General features: G+C 72.9%; 12 protein-coding genes. 10 read left to right on the forward strand and 2 right to left on the reverse strand.

Annotation, left to right across the window (positions count from 1 at the left end):
• The first annotated feature begins 78 nt into the window (after window positions 1–78).
• From fbaA to AC067U_RS11095, 5 genes are all read left to right on the forward strand, one after another.
• Window positions 79–1,101 (forward strand): class II fructose-bisphosphate aldolase, encoded by a 1,023-nt coding sequence (fbaA, locus tag AC067U_RS11075; protein ID WP_478829345.1) that lies wholly within the window; start codon window positions 79–81, stop codon window positions 1,099–1,101.
• 292 nt (window positions 1,102–1,393) lie between these two features.
• A complete protein-coding gene (locus tag AC067U_RS11080; RefSeq protein ID WP_478829346.1) occupies window positions 1,394–2,137 on the forward strand; it encodes a ScbR family autoregulator-binding transcription factor in 744 nt (247 codons plus the stop codon).
• A gap of 116 nt (window positions 2,138–2,253) precedes the next feature.
• A complete protein-coding gene (locus AC067U_RS11085) occupies window positions 2,254–2,991 on the forward strand; it encodes an AfsR/SARP family transcriptional regulator (RefSeq protein WP_478829347.1) in 738 nt (245 codons plus the stop codon).
• 256 nt (window positions 2,992–3,247) lie between these two features.
• Window positions 3,248–3,721, forward strand: a complete 474-nt coding sequence (locus AC067U_RS11090) for a hypothetical protein (RefSeq protein ID WP_478829348.1) — start codon at window positions 3,248–3,250, stop codon at window positions 3,719–3,721.
• Window positions 3,722–3,821: 100 nt separating this feature from the next.
• Window positions 3,822–5,804 carry a helix-turn-helix domain-containing protein gene (locus AC067U_RS11095; protein WP_478829349.1) on the forward strand — a complete coding sequence of 661 codons (1,983 nt, stop codon included), beginning with the start codon at window positions 3,822–3,824 and terminating at the stop codon, window positions 5,802–5,804.
• 13 nt (window positions 5,805–5,817) lie between these two features.
• On the opposite strand, the gene AC067U_RS11100 is transcribed toward AC067U_RS11095, so the two are convergent.
• Both AC067U_RS11100 and AC067U_RS11105 read right to left on the reverse strand, forming a co-directional pair.
• Complete coding sequence (locus AC067U_RS11100; protein WP_478829584.1) at window positions 5,818–6,969, reverse strand: IS701 family transposase; 1,152 nt, start codon at window positions 6,967–6,969, stop codon at window positions 5,818–5,820.
• A gap of 247 nt (window positions 6,970–7,216) precedes the next feature.
• Window positions 7,217–7,636 (reverse strand): DUF3151 domain-containing protein, encoded by a 420-nt coding sequence (locus AC067U_RS11105; protein ID WP_478829350.1) that lies wholly within the window; start codon window positions 7,634–7,636, stop codon window positions 7,217–7,219.
• A 194-nt stretch (window positions 7,637–7,830) separates the two neighbouring features.
• Between AC067U_RS11105 and AC067U_RS11110 the strand changes: the two genes are divergently transcribed.
• The 5 genes from AC067U_RS11110 to AC067U_RS11130 all read left to right on the forward strand — a co-directional run bounded on the left by AC067U_RS11110 (window position 7,831) and on the right by AC067U_RS11130 (window position 13,662).
• Window positions 7,831–8,607 (forward strand): VOC family protein, encoded by a 777-nt coding sequence (locus tag AC067U_RS11110; protein WP_478829351.1) that lies wholly within the window; start codon window positions 7,831–7,833, stop codon window positions 8,605–8,607.
• A gap of 201 nt (window positions 8,608–8,808) precedes the next feature.
• Window positions 8,809–9,657, forward strand: a complete 849-nt coding sequence (locus AC067U_RS11115; protein ID WP_478829352.1) for a tryptophan 2,3-dioxygenase family protein — start codon at window positions 8,809–8,811, stop codon at window positions 9,655–9,657.
• On the forward strand, window positions 9,650–10,888 hold the full coding sequence (kynU, locus tag AC067U_RS11120; RefSeq protein WP_478829353.1) for a kynureninase: 1,239 nt from the start codon (window positions 9,650–9,652) through the stop codon (window positions 10,886–10,888). The genes AC067U_RS11115 and kynU overlap by 8 nt, the downstream gene beginning before the upstream one ends.
• Window positions 10,889–11,276: 388 nt before the next feature.
• Window positions 11,277–12,212, forward strand: coding sequence for an alpha/beta hydrolase family protein (locus tag AC067U_RS11125; protein ID WP_478829354.1), 936 nt, complete (start codon window positions 11,277–11,279; stop codon window positions 12,210–12,212).
• A 685-nt stretch (window positions 12,213–12,897) separates the two neighbouring features.
• Window positions 12,898–13,662 (forward strand): hypothetical protein, encoded by a 765-nt coding sequence (locus AC067U_RS11130; protein ID WP_478829355.1) that lies wholly within the window; start codon window positions 12,898–12,900, stop codon window positions 13,660–13,662.
• Window positions 13,663–14,306 lie beyond the last annotated feature (644 nt).

Consider the following 14,306-nt stretch of genomic DNA (forward strand, 5'->3'; position numbering starts at 1 on the left):
AAGATAGCCCCGACGGCGACGTCGCCCCCAGGTCAGGGCCAGTAACCAGACACTCCCGCACATCCAAGGAGCGGACAGATGCCCATCGCAACTCCCGAGGTCTACAACGAGATGCTCGACCGGGCGAAGGCAGGCAAGTTCGCCTACCCGGCCATCAATGTGACCTCCTCCCAGACCCTGCACGCTGCACTGCGCGGCTTCGCGGAGGCCGAGAGCGACGGCATCATCCAGATCTCCACCGGTGGTGCGGAGTTCCTGGGTGGCCAGCACAGCAAGGACATGGTCACCGGCGCGGTCGCCCTCGCCGAGTTCGCGCACATCGTCGCGGCCAAGTACGACGTCAACATCGCGCTGCACACCGACCACTGCCCCAAGGACAAGCTGGACGGTTACGTCCGCCCGCTGATCGCGGTCTCCGAGGAGCGCGTCAAGGCCGGCCGCAACCCGCTGTTCCAGTCGCACATGTGGGACGGCTCCGCCGAGACCCTGGCCGACAACCTGGCCATCGCCGCGGAGCTACTGCCCCGCGCCGCCGCCGCCAAGATCATCCTTGAGGTCGAGATCACCCCGACCGGCGGCGAGGAGGACGGCGTCACCCACGAGATCAACGACGAGCTGTACACCACCGTCGAGGACGCGCTCCGTACCGCCGAGGCCCTGGGCCTGGGCGAGAAGGGCCGCTACCTGCTGGCCGCCTCCTTCGGCAACGTGCACGGCGTGTACAAGCCGGGCAACGTGGTCCTGCGTCCGGAGCTCCTGAAGGACCTGCAGCAGGGCGTCGGCGAGAAGTACGGCAAGACCAGCCCGTTCGACTTCGTCTTCCACGGCGGCTCCGGTTCCACCGAGCAGGAGATCGCCACCGCGCTGGAGAACGGCGTCGTGAAGATGAACCTGGACACCGACACCCAGTACGCCTTCACCCGCCCCGTCGCGGACCACATGCTCAAGAACTACGACGGCGTGCTGAAGGTCGACGGCGAGGTCGGCAAGAAGTCCACCTACGACCCGCGCACCTGGGGCAAGCTGGCCGAGGCGAGCATGGCCCGGCGTGTCACCGAGGCCTGCGCGAACCTGCGCTCCACGGGCACCAAGCTGAAGTAACCGACTGGGGGGGGGCGGCGTCAGCCACCCTGCCGGGTCGTTCGCGTAAGGGCCTTGGCCCGCCTGTCCCCCGACGGGCGGGACAGGGCCCTTACGCGTTCATGATCGTAGTGAAACATACTTCGGGGTTTGCCGAGCACCCGGGGCGAAAGGTTCACGTCTCATCTGCGGGCCGTAAGGCCATTTCGGAGTCGCGTGTGCGTCGGCGGTCATGGGATCGCGGCTTCGGAGCGTGTGGAATCATACCTGCGGGTATCTATTCGGCGGGGTGCGGAGAGGGGCCACGCGGCACATGAGTACGGAACGGCCCCAGGCCAGGCAGGACCGGGCAGTACGGACCCGGCAGGCCGTCCTGGAGGCGGCCGCCGTGGTCTTCGAGGAGCGCGGTTACGACGCGGCGAAGCTCTCGGACATCGTTGCCCTAGCCCGGGTCACCAAGGGAGCGCTGTACTTCCACTTCGACTCGAAGGAGGAGCTCGCCCAGGCCGTCATCGAGGCCCAGGTGTCCATCGAGCCGGTGTACGTGCCGCAGGAGTTCAGGGTCCAGGAGTTCGTCGACGTCGGCATGATCTTCTCGCACCGGCTCCGGCGCGACGTGCTGCTGCGCGGCAGTGCGCGGCTCACCCTGGAGAACGCCGGTCCCGGACTGGACCGGGCCGCCCCCTACCAGGGCTGGATCGACCTGCACACCCGGCTGCTGACCGAGGCCAAGGCCCGTGGCGAGCTGCTCCCGCACGTGGATCCGGCGCAGCCCTCGCGGATGGTCGTCGGCTCCTTCGCGGGACTCAACGTCATGTCGCACACCCTCGGGCTCGACCTGGACCGGGAGGTGTCGGCGCTCTACTCCTCGGTCGTGCCCAGCCTGGTGCTCCCGGCGGTGGCGGTCCGGCTGGACACCGCGCCCGACCGCGGCTCGCGCGCCCTGCACGGACCGGAGGGCGGGTCGTACGGGCCCGGGGGCGGGTCGTACGGGCCGGACGGGGCACGGTCGTGCGCCTGTGGAGGAGATCGGCTGGTACGGCCGGCCGGGGAATGACCGCCTGGATCGTCCCCGATGTCCGAAATCCGGACGATGGGTATGTTCTGGGAAAAAGGATAGCGGTATCTTTTTTGTCGGCGAGCGTGTCCGAGGGCGCGTACGGGGGGAGAGCCGTGGACATCGAAGTGCTCGGAGGGCTGCGGGTCCGGGAGAACGGCCTGCCGCTGGCCCCGGCCACCCCACACGCGAGACAGGTCCTCGCGGTGCTCGCCGCCTACGCCGACCAGCTCGTACCCGCCTCCGTGCTGGCCGCGGAACTCGCCGTCCACACACCGGCCGAGCGCGCCCGCGCCGTTCTCCACACCTGCGTACGCCAGTTGCGCGACCTGCTGGCCGGGGCCGCGGACCCGCGCGGCCGGCGCACCCCCGAGGCCGTACTGGTCTCCCGCCCCGGCGGATACCTGCTCGACACCGGAGGGGGCCGGAGCGACCTGGACGAGTTCGCCCGGGACGCCGGGGCCGGCTACCGCGCCATGGCCCGGGGCGACTTCGAGGCCGCGGCCGGACGACTGCGCGACGCGCTCGGGCTGTGGCGGGGGCCGGCCTTCGACGGCATCACGGCCGGCCCCCGGCTCACCGAGCGGATCGAAGGGCTGGACCGCACCCGGCGCGCGGTGCTGACCCAGTGGGTGGAGTGCCAACTGGCGCTGGGCCGGCACCGGGAGCTCCGCGCCGAGCTGCGTACGGGCGGTATCGGCAGCGCGCTCGAAACGTACCGGGAACTCGCCGACGCGCTCGGCGCCGGCTCCGCGGCGGGCGGCGGGGGCCGTGTCGGCGGGGCATCCGGACCGGTCGGCGCCGACGTGGCCCGGGAAGTGCGGCGCGTCCTGCTGCGCGGGGTGGCCGTCTGAGCCGCCGCCCGCTCGTACCCGCAGGCCCGAAGGGTGTGGCCGGGCCGTGGGCGTGACGCAGTGTCAATGTCGAGTGACACGTGATCGGTTGCCGATCCACAGGGTGAGTTGACAAGGGGCGCCGCAGGGCTGGAGCTCCGAAAATTCGGCGGATATCTTTCTATGCGAAGTGAGCTACATGCGGTATGGGCGGCGTCGGGGACGCCTCCGGCCGGTGGCCGGCCGGCTCCGGCCGAGGCGGCGAGGAACGGAACGGATGGCACGGAAGACGCCGCTGATCGCGGTGGTCCACAACGGCCCGCAGGGCAGCGCCTCTCCGCTGGCCTTCGCGGCCCGCGACGGGGTCGCCGAGAGCGGTGTGCGCAGCGTCCTGATCGGCGCCGAGGGCATCGCCGAGGCGCAGTGGGCGGCGCTGGAGTCGGCCGACGGCTACGTCCTGGGGGCGCCCCTCCCGGACGCCGCGGAGGCCCGGCGCGCGGCCTGGGAGGGCAAGCCCGCCACGGTCTTCCTCGACGGAGCGCCCGCCGCGGCCGCCACCGTACGCCGGCTCGGCATGCGCCGGATCCGCCCCGGCCCGCTGCCCGGCTGGTACTCGTCCTGCGCCAACGAGGACGCCCTTGACTCCGTCCGCCGCCTCGGCGCCCTCGTCGCGCTGGCCCTCCGGGACGCCCCGGGAGGCCCGCCGGCACGCGCCGACCTGCGCCCCGAACCGGCCATCCGCCCCCGCTGAGTCCCCACTTGACCACGCCGCGTGAGCAACCTACGTTCAACGGACTGATTTTCCGTGGCTTTGCCATGGAACGGGGGGACGGGAAACGGGGAGCGGGGGCATGGCGACGGCGCATCCGGCCTGCGGTACGGACACCACGGCCGGGGGACGGGCCGGAAGCACGGAGGTGCCGGCGGCGGAGCCCGCACGGGCACCGGCAGGGGCACCGGCAGCCGCGGCAGGCAACCAGGACGGGTGCGGGGACGGGGACCACGGCGGGTACGGGGACCACGGCGGGTACGGGGACGGGAACGGGCCCGCAGCCGAGGCCGAACGGGACAGGCTGGCCCGAGCCCTGGAACACGCCCGCACCCTGCTGGCCGACCGCGAGGCCGCCCTGGGCGCGCTCACCGACACGGTGCACGACCTGGCCGCCCCCTGTGAACTCGACACCCTGCTGCGGGTGATCGCCCGCCGGGCCCGCCGCCTGCTGGACCTCGACATGGTCTGGGTCGGCTGCGCCCGCCCCGACGGCGGCTCGTACCTCCGCGTCAGCGAGGGCGAGACCGTCCCCTACCGCCTGGGCCTCGACCTCGGCACCGGCCACGGCGGTGGCGCCCCCGCCTGGACCGCCGACTACACCGCCGACCCGGCCGTCCCGCGCAGCCCCGGCCTCGACCAGCTGGTGCGGGACGAGCGGCTCCGCGCCGTGGTCGCGGTCCCGATCCGCCACGGCGACGCCGTGCTCGGCGTGCTCCACGGCGCCGGCCGGACCGTCCGCCGCTTCACCCCCGACCAGATCGCGGCCCTGCTCCCGCTGGCCGACCTCGCCGCCGTCGCCATCGACAAGGCGGCCCGGGCCGAGCGGGGCCGGGCCGAGGCTGCCGAACTGGAGCGGTTCGGCTCCACCGCCGGCACCGCCCTCACCCGGATCCGCCACCTGTGGGACTGCCAGGCCGGACTGGCCCGGCTGGTCATCGACGGGGCCGGACTGGGCACCCTGGCCAGGGCCGCCGCCGACGCGCTGGACGGCGTACTGCAGGTGCGGGATCCCGGCGGCCGGCCGCTCACCGCCACCGGTGACCTCCCCGACCTGGACGAGAAGGCCGTCGCCCGTGCCGTGCTCCGCGCGCACACCGGCGGTCGGCCCGTCGGACTGCCCGGCGACGTGTGGGTGGCCGCCGTGACCGCCGGAGCCGAGGACCTCGGGGTCCTGGTGCTGTGCGCGTCCGCGCCGCTCACCGACGAGGACGTACGGCTGCTGGAGCTGGCCGCGCTGTCGGTGGCCTCGCTGACCCTGATCCAGCGCGGTACGGCCGCCGTGGAACGCCCCGTACGCGACGAACTGCTGCAGGAGCTGCTCGACCACTCCGGCTACGCCGAGCACGCGGACACCCACCTGCGAGACCTCACCGTGCGGCTCGGCATGGACCCGGACGCGCCCCACGTGGTCGTGGTGGCCCGCCCCGAGGGCGGGGACCTCGGCAAGGCGGTGGCCTGGGCCGGGTCCTACGCGTACCGGATGGGCGGCCTGCGGGCGGTCCGCCGCGGCTGCGTGGTGCTGCTGCTGCCCGGCACCGACGCCTCCGCCGTCGCCCGCCGGGCCTCGGCGGAGCTGTCCCCGCTGCTCGGCCACCCCGTCTCCGCCGGGGCGGCCGGACCGGGCGCCGGGATCACCTCGGTGGCCCGGGTCTACGAGGAAGCCGTGCGCTGCCTGGAGGTACTGACCGCGCTCGACGGGGCGGGCGGCACGGCGTCCATGCGCGACCTCGGCTTCGTCGGCCTGCTGCTCTCCGCCGACCACGACGTGGACGCGTTCGTCCGCTCGGCCATCGGGCCGGTGCTGGAGTACGACGCGGCCCGCCTCACCGAGCTGACCCGCACGCTGGAGGCCTACTTCCAGTCCGGCGGCAGCCCCATGCACTCGGCCGACGCGCTCCACGTCCATCCCAACACCGTCTCGCGGCGGCTGGAACGGATCGCGGAGCTCCTCGGCGAGGACTGGCAGAAACCGGCCCGCGCCCTGGAGATCCAGATGGCGCTACGGCTCCGGCGCACCCGGGAGGCCCTGCACCGCAGCCGGGCGGGCCGGCCGTCCTTCTGATCCCCGGAACGGCCTACTCGATCTCGGCCAGCATCCGGGCCGCGTGCGCCACCGAGGCCATCGTCACGTGCCGGTGCCAGCCGGGCAGCGAACGCCCGGAGAAGTCCCGCAGACCGATCTCCTGCGCGCTGTGCCGGGACGCGGCCGTGACCCGGCGGGTCTGCTTGGTCATGCGCAGCAGCGCGGCCGCCGGCGGCCGCAGCATGTCGGTGAGCCACAGCTCGGTGGGCGGATGCGTCGGGTCCACCCAGTCGCCGACCAGCATCAGGTGGCGGCGCCGGGCCGGGGACGGGTCCGGCATCATCACGCGCACGGCGGACACCCAGGAGGTCCGCCACCGCCCCTGACTCAGCGGATCGGCCCACTTCACCGGCAGCCGCAGCCCCCGTACGTTGCGCAGCACGTCCCGCGCGGCCAGGGTGCCGGCGCCGTGCCCGGGCAGCGCCGGGTCGGTGACCAGCAGCCGGGTGCCGGGTTCGATCCGGGCGAGCACGGGCAGGCCGGCCTCGGTGAAGCGGTTCATCGTGGCCCGGGTGCCGATGCCCCGGACATCGAGCACGATCGGGCGGGCCGGCAGCGCAGACTGCCGCACCATGTCCAGTGCCGCGGTCGCCGCACACTCCTCGTAGGAGCGGTCGCCCGAGTCCACACCGGCCTGCGGGGCGCCCCCGGCGCCCTCCTCCGGCAGGAACAGCCGCCAGCCCACCGGAGTGGTCACCTCCGGGGAGCAGAACCAGACGCCGAAGGCCTGCTGGCCGCGGAACATCTGCCCGCGGTGCGGGTCGAACCGGTGTCCGGTGCCCACCGACTGCTCGCCGCCCTTGGGGATCGACATCGGCTGGACCACCCACGAGGTGAGCGGGGACAGCTGCCCCAGGTAGTCGGCGAGGGCGGACCGGATGGGCTGCCAGTCCCAGGTGGAGTCGGAGATGAAGTGGTGCAGGCTCTGCTCGGCGCCCACCCCACCGGTGTGGGTCGCGATGTTCCGGATCGACTTGCGGCCGCGGGTGGCCAGCAGGCCCAGCACGTACTGACGGCCCTTCTCCCGCTGGTCGCGACGGCGCAGCGAGCCGAACACCGCCGCACAGAGTTCCTCGCCCACGTCCAGGGCCGGATCACGGCGGACCGGGCGGCGGCGTGGGACGGCGCCCGGGGGCGCGGTCATACTGGCCGCGCCCGGGGGCGCGGTGCTGGTCGCGGCTGGGCTCATGGTGGCGGTCATGGTGCTCACGGAACGTTCCCCCTTGTTCGACTGCACCTCCACGGTCCTGTGGAGTGGCGTGCGGGGGGAGGTGTGCCGGGCACCGACCTGACGGCCCGGGTGGTGGGGAGCCCACACACCGGGGCCGGGATCCGAGTTCCGCTTACGGGCCGCCGGAGCTCCGGCGGCCCGTGTGCCGGCCCTCTGCCGGTCAGTCGCCGAGGAGCTCGGCGTACGCCGTCTCGCTGCTGTCCTTGAGGAACTGGCGGCACCGCGCGGCCTCGTCGGTCTCCTCGATCACGCCCGCCGCCCGGGCGAGGGCGGCCAGGCAGCGCAGGAAGCCGCGGTTGGCCTCGTGCTCCCACGGGATCGGTCCGTGGCCCTTCCAGCCGGCCCGGCGGAGCGCGTCCAGGCCACGGTGGTAACCGGTACGGGCGTACGCGTAGGACTCCACGGTGCTGCCCGCCCCGGCGGCGTCCTCGGCCAGCTGTGCCCAGGCGAGGGAGAAGGTCGGGAACCGGGCCGCGACCTCGGCGGCAGCCGCTCCCTCGGCAAGCAGCTTCTGCGCGTCGGTGTTTTCCTGCAGGTAGGTCGGGTCGGGCCCGCCGAGCAGGTTCTGGTGAATGCTCATGGTCGCAGTCTGCCAGCGGCCGGGGCAGGCTGGAGGTGGCACGGCGCCGCTCGCCGGTTCGCCGGTGGTCCCGCCGGTGGCTCCGCTGGTGATTCCGCCGGTGGTTCCGCCGGTGGTTCTGTTCGTTGTGCTGTTGTGGTTCGTGCTGTTGTGGTTCCGCTCGTGTTGTGACTCGTGGTGCTGGAGGTGGCGTGATGGTGCTGCTGGCGTCGGACGTGCTGGGCGCACCGTGCTGGCTGAGCCTCACGGCTCGCGACCGGGACACCGCGGAGCGGTTCTACCGGGAGGTACTGGGCTGGACCTTCCGCCGGGACACCTTCGGCCGGGCGTTCTCGGTGGCCGAGCACAACGGGGTTCCGGTGGCGGGCATCGGCGCGGTGGCCGGGGAGTTCGCCGTACCGGTGGTCTGGACACCGTATTTCGCGGTCGACGACGCCGACGATGCCGTGGCCCGGGTCCGGGAGCGGGGCGGCACGGTCGGCGTGGGTCCGGTGTCGTACCCGCCGCGCGGGCGGGCGGCGCTCGCCACCGACCGGGAGGGCGCGGCGTTCGGGCTCTGGGAGGGCGCGGTCGAGGAGCAGTGGCGGGTGGGCGAGGACGCCCCGGCCTGGCTGGAGCTGCACACGCGCGACGCGTTCGAGGCCGCGTTCTTCTACGGCGAGGTGCTGGAGTGGGCCACCGGTGACGACCCGGCCGGCTTCTGCGACGTCTCGTACGAGGAGGACCAGGTCGTGCTGCGGCGCAGCGGCACACCGGTGGCCAGGCTGAACAGCGGGCCGGTGGAGCAGGCGTCCCCCAAGCCGCAGCGGCGGCCGCGCTGGCTGGTCCACTTCAAGGTGCCGGACCTGGTGGCGGCGGTGGCGGCGGTGAACGCGCACGGCGGCGCGGTGGTCGAGCAGGAGGGGCCGGAGCGGGTGACGGTGAGCGATCCGGACGGCGGCCTGTTCACCCTGGACGAGGTGACGGGGTAGGAGTGCGAGGGTCGTCCGGGGTGCACGCCGGGGCGTATGCGGTGGACGCGGCCCATGTGCCGGCCGGGACAAGAGTGGCGGGGTTCACACGGTCCCCGGGCGAAAACCCGGGCATATGATGCGGGCAGGGGACCGGGGCTCCACTTTTCCCATCAGGAAGGAGCGGACCGCTACCCGGAAGTTCGTGTCGAGGAGACAGTAATGTCGCATTCCCTTGATGCCTCCGGAGTGGGCGGTTCGGATACCCCGAACCTCGACTTCGCTGGCACGACCCCGTACGAGGACTACGTCCAGGCGGACGTCCTCACCCACCTCCAGCACCCCCGTTCGGACGACCCGGGCGAGATGGTCTTCCTGGTAACCACCCAGGTCATGGAGCTGTGGTTCACCGTCATCGTCCACGAATGGGAGACCGCGGCCCGCGCGCTGCGCGAGGACCGGCTCGATGTGGCGAGGGACGCACTGAAACGATCCGTCCGTGAGCTGGAGGCCCTCAACCAGTCCTGGCGGCCGCTCGCGCAGCTCACCCCGGGACAGTTCAACTCCTACCGGGCCGCCCTCGGCGAGGGTTCCGGTTTCCAGTCCGCGATGTACCGCCGGATGGAGTTCCTGCTCGGCGAGAAGTCGGCGTCCATGCTCGTCCCGCACCGCGGTGCGCCCCGCGTCCACGCGGAGCTGGAGAAGGCGCTCCAGGAGCCCAGCCTGTACGACGAGGTGCTGCGCCTGCTGGCGCGCCGCGGCCTGCCCGTACCGGCGGCCGTACTGGACCGGGACCTGTCCCGGCGGTACGAGTCCTCGCCGGAGGTGGAGGCGGTGTGGACCGGCCTCTACGCGCGGCCGGAGGAGCACCCCGACCTGGTCCGGCTCGGCGAGGCCCTGACGGACGTGGCCGAACTGGTCTGGCGCTGGCGCAACGACCACCTGGTCGCCACCCGGCGGGCGATGGGCGCGAAGACCGGCACCGGCGGATCGGCCGGCGTGTCGTGGCTGGAGAAGCGTGCCGCGAAGAACGTGTTCCCCGAGCTGTGGACGGCGCGCAGCCATGTCTGAGACCTCCCTTTCGATACGCGCGGAGGTCCTGGACGCCGAAGACGAGCTCGGCAAGCTGCGCGAACGGTTCACCCTGCCGGACGGCCTGGTCTACCTGGACGGGAACTCGCTGGGGGCCCTGCCCGCAGGTGTCCCCGGGCGGGTCGCGGACGTCGTGTCCCGCGAGTGGGGCGAGCTGCTGATCCGTTCCTGGGACGAGAGCGGCTGGTGGACGGCCCCCGAGCGGATCGGCGACCGGATCGCACCCCTGGTGGGGGCCGCGCCCGGACAGATCGTGGTCGGCGACTCGACGAGCGTGAACGTCTTCAAGGCGCTGGTCGGCGCGGCCCGGCTGGCGGGCGCGGACGTGAGCGCGGGTGCGGATGCGGATGCGGGTGCGGGGGTCGGCGGTCGCGACGAGCTGGTCGTGGATGCCACCACCTTCCCGACGGACGGTTACATCGCCGCGTCGGCAGCCCGGATGACCGGCCTGAAGGTCGTCCCCGTGGAACCTGCCGACGTCCCGTCGGTGCTCGGGCCGCGCACGGCCGCGGTCCTACTCAACCACGTCGACTACCGGTCGGGCCGGCTGCACGACCTGCCGGGCCTCACCGCCGCCGTGCACGCGGCGGGCGCCCTCGCGGTCTGGGACCTCTGCCACACCGCGGGCGCGCTCCCGGTGGACCTGGACGCGAACGGCGTGGACCTCGCGATCGGCTGCACGTACAAGTACCTGAACGGCGGCCCGGGTTCGCCGGCCTACCTGTACGTGGCCCGGCGCCACCAGGCGGCCTTCGACTCCCCGCTGCCCGGCTGGACCTCGCACGCCGAGCCCTTCGCCATGACGCCGGACTACGTGCCGGCCGAAGGCGCGGTGCGCGGCCGGGTCGGCACCCCGGACATCCTGTCCATGCTGGCCCTGGAGGCGTCGCTGGACGTCTGGGAAGGGGTCTCCGTCGAGGCCGTGCGCCGGAAGTCGCTGGCCCTGACGGACTTCTTCCTGGAGTGCGTCGAGGCGTACGTCCCCGCCGGGCGGGTGGAGTGCGTGACCCCGAAGTCGCACGCGGAGCGCGGCAGCCAGATCGCGCTGCGCACCGAGAACGCGGCCGGGGTGATGCGCGAGCTGATCGCCCGCGGCGTGGTGGGCGACTTCCGCGCCCCGGACGTGCTGCGCTTCGGGTTCACCCCGCTGTACGTCGGATTCGCCGATGTGGAGCGGGCCGCCCGGACGCTGGGTCACATCTACGGGTGATGATCACGTGGCGCGTGTGAGCGCCCCGGTGCGTCCGGGGTGCTCACACAGCGCACACGCCCGGGCGAAACGTCTCGCCTCCGCGGAGACAAGGAAGACGGGTCAGCGCGGAGGGCCGGACGGACGGGTCGGTCGGGTCGGTGGGAGCGTCATGTGCGGGTGACGGCCCCGGGCCGTGCCCCCGCCGTGCTCCCGTCGTGCTTCCGCTGGGCTGCTCGGTCTTCTTCTGCGGCCCGCCCGGTGCCTGATAGCGTCCCGCTGCCCGGAACATGTGTCCCAGCCGTCCCCCACGTAGTCGGGCGGGGCGGCGCGGTCGGGTGCGCGTGGGCCGGGCGCGTGCAGTCGTGCACGCCCTGTGCCTGCGTACCGAGAGGTGTGTGTCCAACCGATGACGGACCCCGCAGTAGAACGGGACGCCGCCGAGTCCGCGTCGGCCTTTTCCCACCCGCCGGTGGCCCCGGACGCGACTGCCGCGTACGGCGAACACCCGGACCAGGTGGTTGACTTCTACGCCCCGCGCGGGGGCGAGGAGTCGGGGTCGAAGTCTGGGCCGGGTTCGGTACCGCTGGTGGTCGTCCTGCACGGCGGTGCGTGGCGGGCCCCGTACGACCGGCAGCACATCACGCCCCTTGCGGACTTCCTGGCCCGCCGGGGTTTCGCGGTGGCCAATGTGGAGTACCGGCGGGGCGCGGCACTGCCCCACCAGGCCGGACCGCAGGGTGCGGGCGGCTCGCAGATCGCTGCGGGCGGTCCGGTGGCAGGCCGCTGGCCGGACACCTTCGACGACGTGGCCGCGGCGATGGACGCCCTGCCGGCCCTCGTGGCCGCGGCCCTTCCGCAGGCGGACGTCCGCCGCACGGTACTGACCGGCCACTCGGCGGGCGGCCACCTGGCGTTGTGGGCGGCGGCCCGCCACGTCCTGCCGGCCGACGCGCCGGGTTCCTGGCGGCTGCCCGAACCGCCGGAACTGCGCGGCGTGGTGGCGCTGGCGCCGATCGCGGACTTCACGGTGGCGGAGGAGCTGGGGGTGTGCGGGGGCGCGTCGGCGCAACTGCTGGGCGGACCCGCGCAGTTCGGCATCCGTCTGCCGTACGCCGACCCGGCGGCGCTCCTCCCCACCGGCATCGCCACGACGATCGTCCACGGCCGCGAGGACATCGTGGTCCCGCCCAAGGTGGCCGAGTCCTACGTCGAGGCGGCCGCGAAGGCCGGCGAGACGGTGGGCCTGACCCTCCTCTCCGACGTGGGCCACTTCCCCCTGATCGACCCGGCGGCGGACGCGTGCGCGGTGGTGGCGGAGGAGATCGCCCAGCTGGCGTGGTGACGACGCGAGGGGCGTGGGGCCTGGGCGTGCGGAGGCTTCGGCGGGGCGGGATCGGTTGGCGGGGCGGGGCGGGGCGGGGCGGGGGTGTGCGGAGGCTCCGGCTGGGCGGGGGCGAGCGGGTGCCCGGGGGCTGCCCGTCAGTCCCAGTGTCATTACGTGCCGGCCGCCGGCGTCAAGGGCGCTCCCTCCGGTCGCGTCGGCAAGCCGATGGCCCTTCGGGCCACCCTTGACACCGACGACCGTCACGCAACGACAAGGACTGTCGGGCCGCCCCCGGGGGATGGCATGGGAGGAGCCTTCGGATCCTGATGGTCTGGCGTCGGCGGGCACGAGCAGCGGCTCCGCTCGGCCAGCCGCCCTCCGGGCGGACGCGGAAGCGAAGTGGATCAGATCTACGTAATTTAGGCCGGTCCAGGCGCACCAAATCGCTACGCGCTCCTCATTTCTCAGCGAATGCGGGCCGCCGGTGGCCGGACATAGACCGCCACTGATCGCTACCCGCTTCGGTCGTGCGGCGGGTGCGGGTGACCTCTCGGGTTCGGGTTCGGCCGTGACTGGGAAGCCACTGCGGCGTACTCCTCCAGTGCCTGCCATGTTCTGATGCTCGAAATCAGTACATGGGAATGGCTGGGCGGGTGGGTGCGGAACGCTGTCGTCCAGGCAGGTCGGCTGCCACGATCGGCGTGTGGACGAGGTTGTGGAGCAGCACCCCGACCGGACGATCGTCGAGCGGTTCATGGAGCCGCCCGACGACGCGATTCTTCATGACCGACCCGTCCGGATCCTTCAGGAGGTCCGGTTCTGGAGCGGTCTGGGCATCGCGCTCGTCATGAAGGTGCCCGTCGCGGCCCAGCACCCGGAGGGGGTGCTCTACTGGGCGCGCGACGGCGCGCTCAAGGTAGGTCTCACACCCGTTCTGCTGCTGGTCTCCGTCCCCGTCGTCCTGGCGGTCCACATCGCACTGGCGCATCCCGAGCACCGCAGACGCATGATCCGACGATTACCGGGCCCGCTTACCGCCGTGGGCGCGTTCCTCGGGCACATCCTCCTGGCCGCAGCAGGTGTGGCGCTGCCGCTGTGGCTCTTCACCTTCGACAAACCGCTGTTGTCCGGAGTCGCCGCTATCGCCGGTGTCTACTGCGTGGCCCGGGGCGTCGGGTTCGTCTTTTTCGCCGTGCCGGCGATATCGCGGCACATGTTCCGCACGGTTGAGGTCCACCAGGCCCTGCCGGCCCTTCTGACCGTCGTACTGGCATGGGAACTCGCCCTGCAGGACGTCTTCTTCCCCCTGGGCGACCAGTTCGCGGACTCCAACCTCCTTCCGCTGGGCGGGGCCTTGGCGACGACGGCACTCGCCGCCTTCGAACTGTTCCGCCTGCACACGCGCCACGGCATCAGTCTGCGGACGGTGACCACAATCGCCGCCCGCCCGAGGAGCAGCAGCTCGTAGCACTCGCCGCCGCCGACACGTGCCCGTGTGTACACCTGCCTCATGGGCCTGCCGGCCCCCGAGCTCTTCTCCCGGCCCCGGCGACCCGCACCCGCCGACCGCCCGGAGTGCGTAGAGATCGTTGGCGGTCTATGTCCGGCCACCGGGCACCCCGCATCCGCCATCTCGGCAGGAGCGCGTAGAGATCGTTGGCGGTCTATGTCCGGCCACCGGCGGCCCGTATCCGCCGAGAAGGAGAAGCGCGTAGCGATTTGGGGCGCCTGGACCGGCCCAAAGTACGTAGAACTGATCGACTTCGCTTCCGCGTCCGCCCGGAGGGCGGCTGGCCGGGCGGGAGCCGCTGCTCGTGCCCACCAACGCCAGAGCGTCAGGATCCGAAGGCTCCTCCCATGCCATCCCCCGGGGGCGGCCCGACAGTCCTTGTCGTTGCGTGACGGTCGTCGGTGTCAAGGGTGGCCCAACGGGCCATCGGCTTGCCGACGCGACCGGAGGGAGCGCCCTTGACGCCGGCGGGCGGCACGTAATGACACTGGGACTGACGGGCAGCCCCCGGGCACCTCCCGGATTCCGTCCAGGCGAAGCCCCGCCACCCTCACCCCGCCCCCATCCCACCCCGTCGAGCACGGGCAGAGCGCGCCGGGCGA

The organism is Streptomyces sp. NPDC043853, assembly GCF_056436025.1.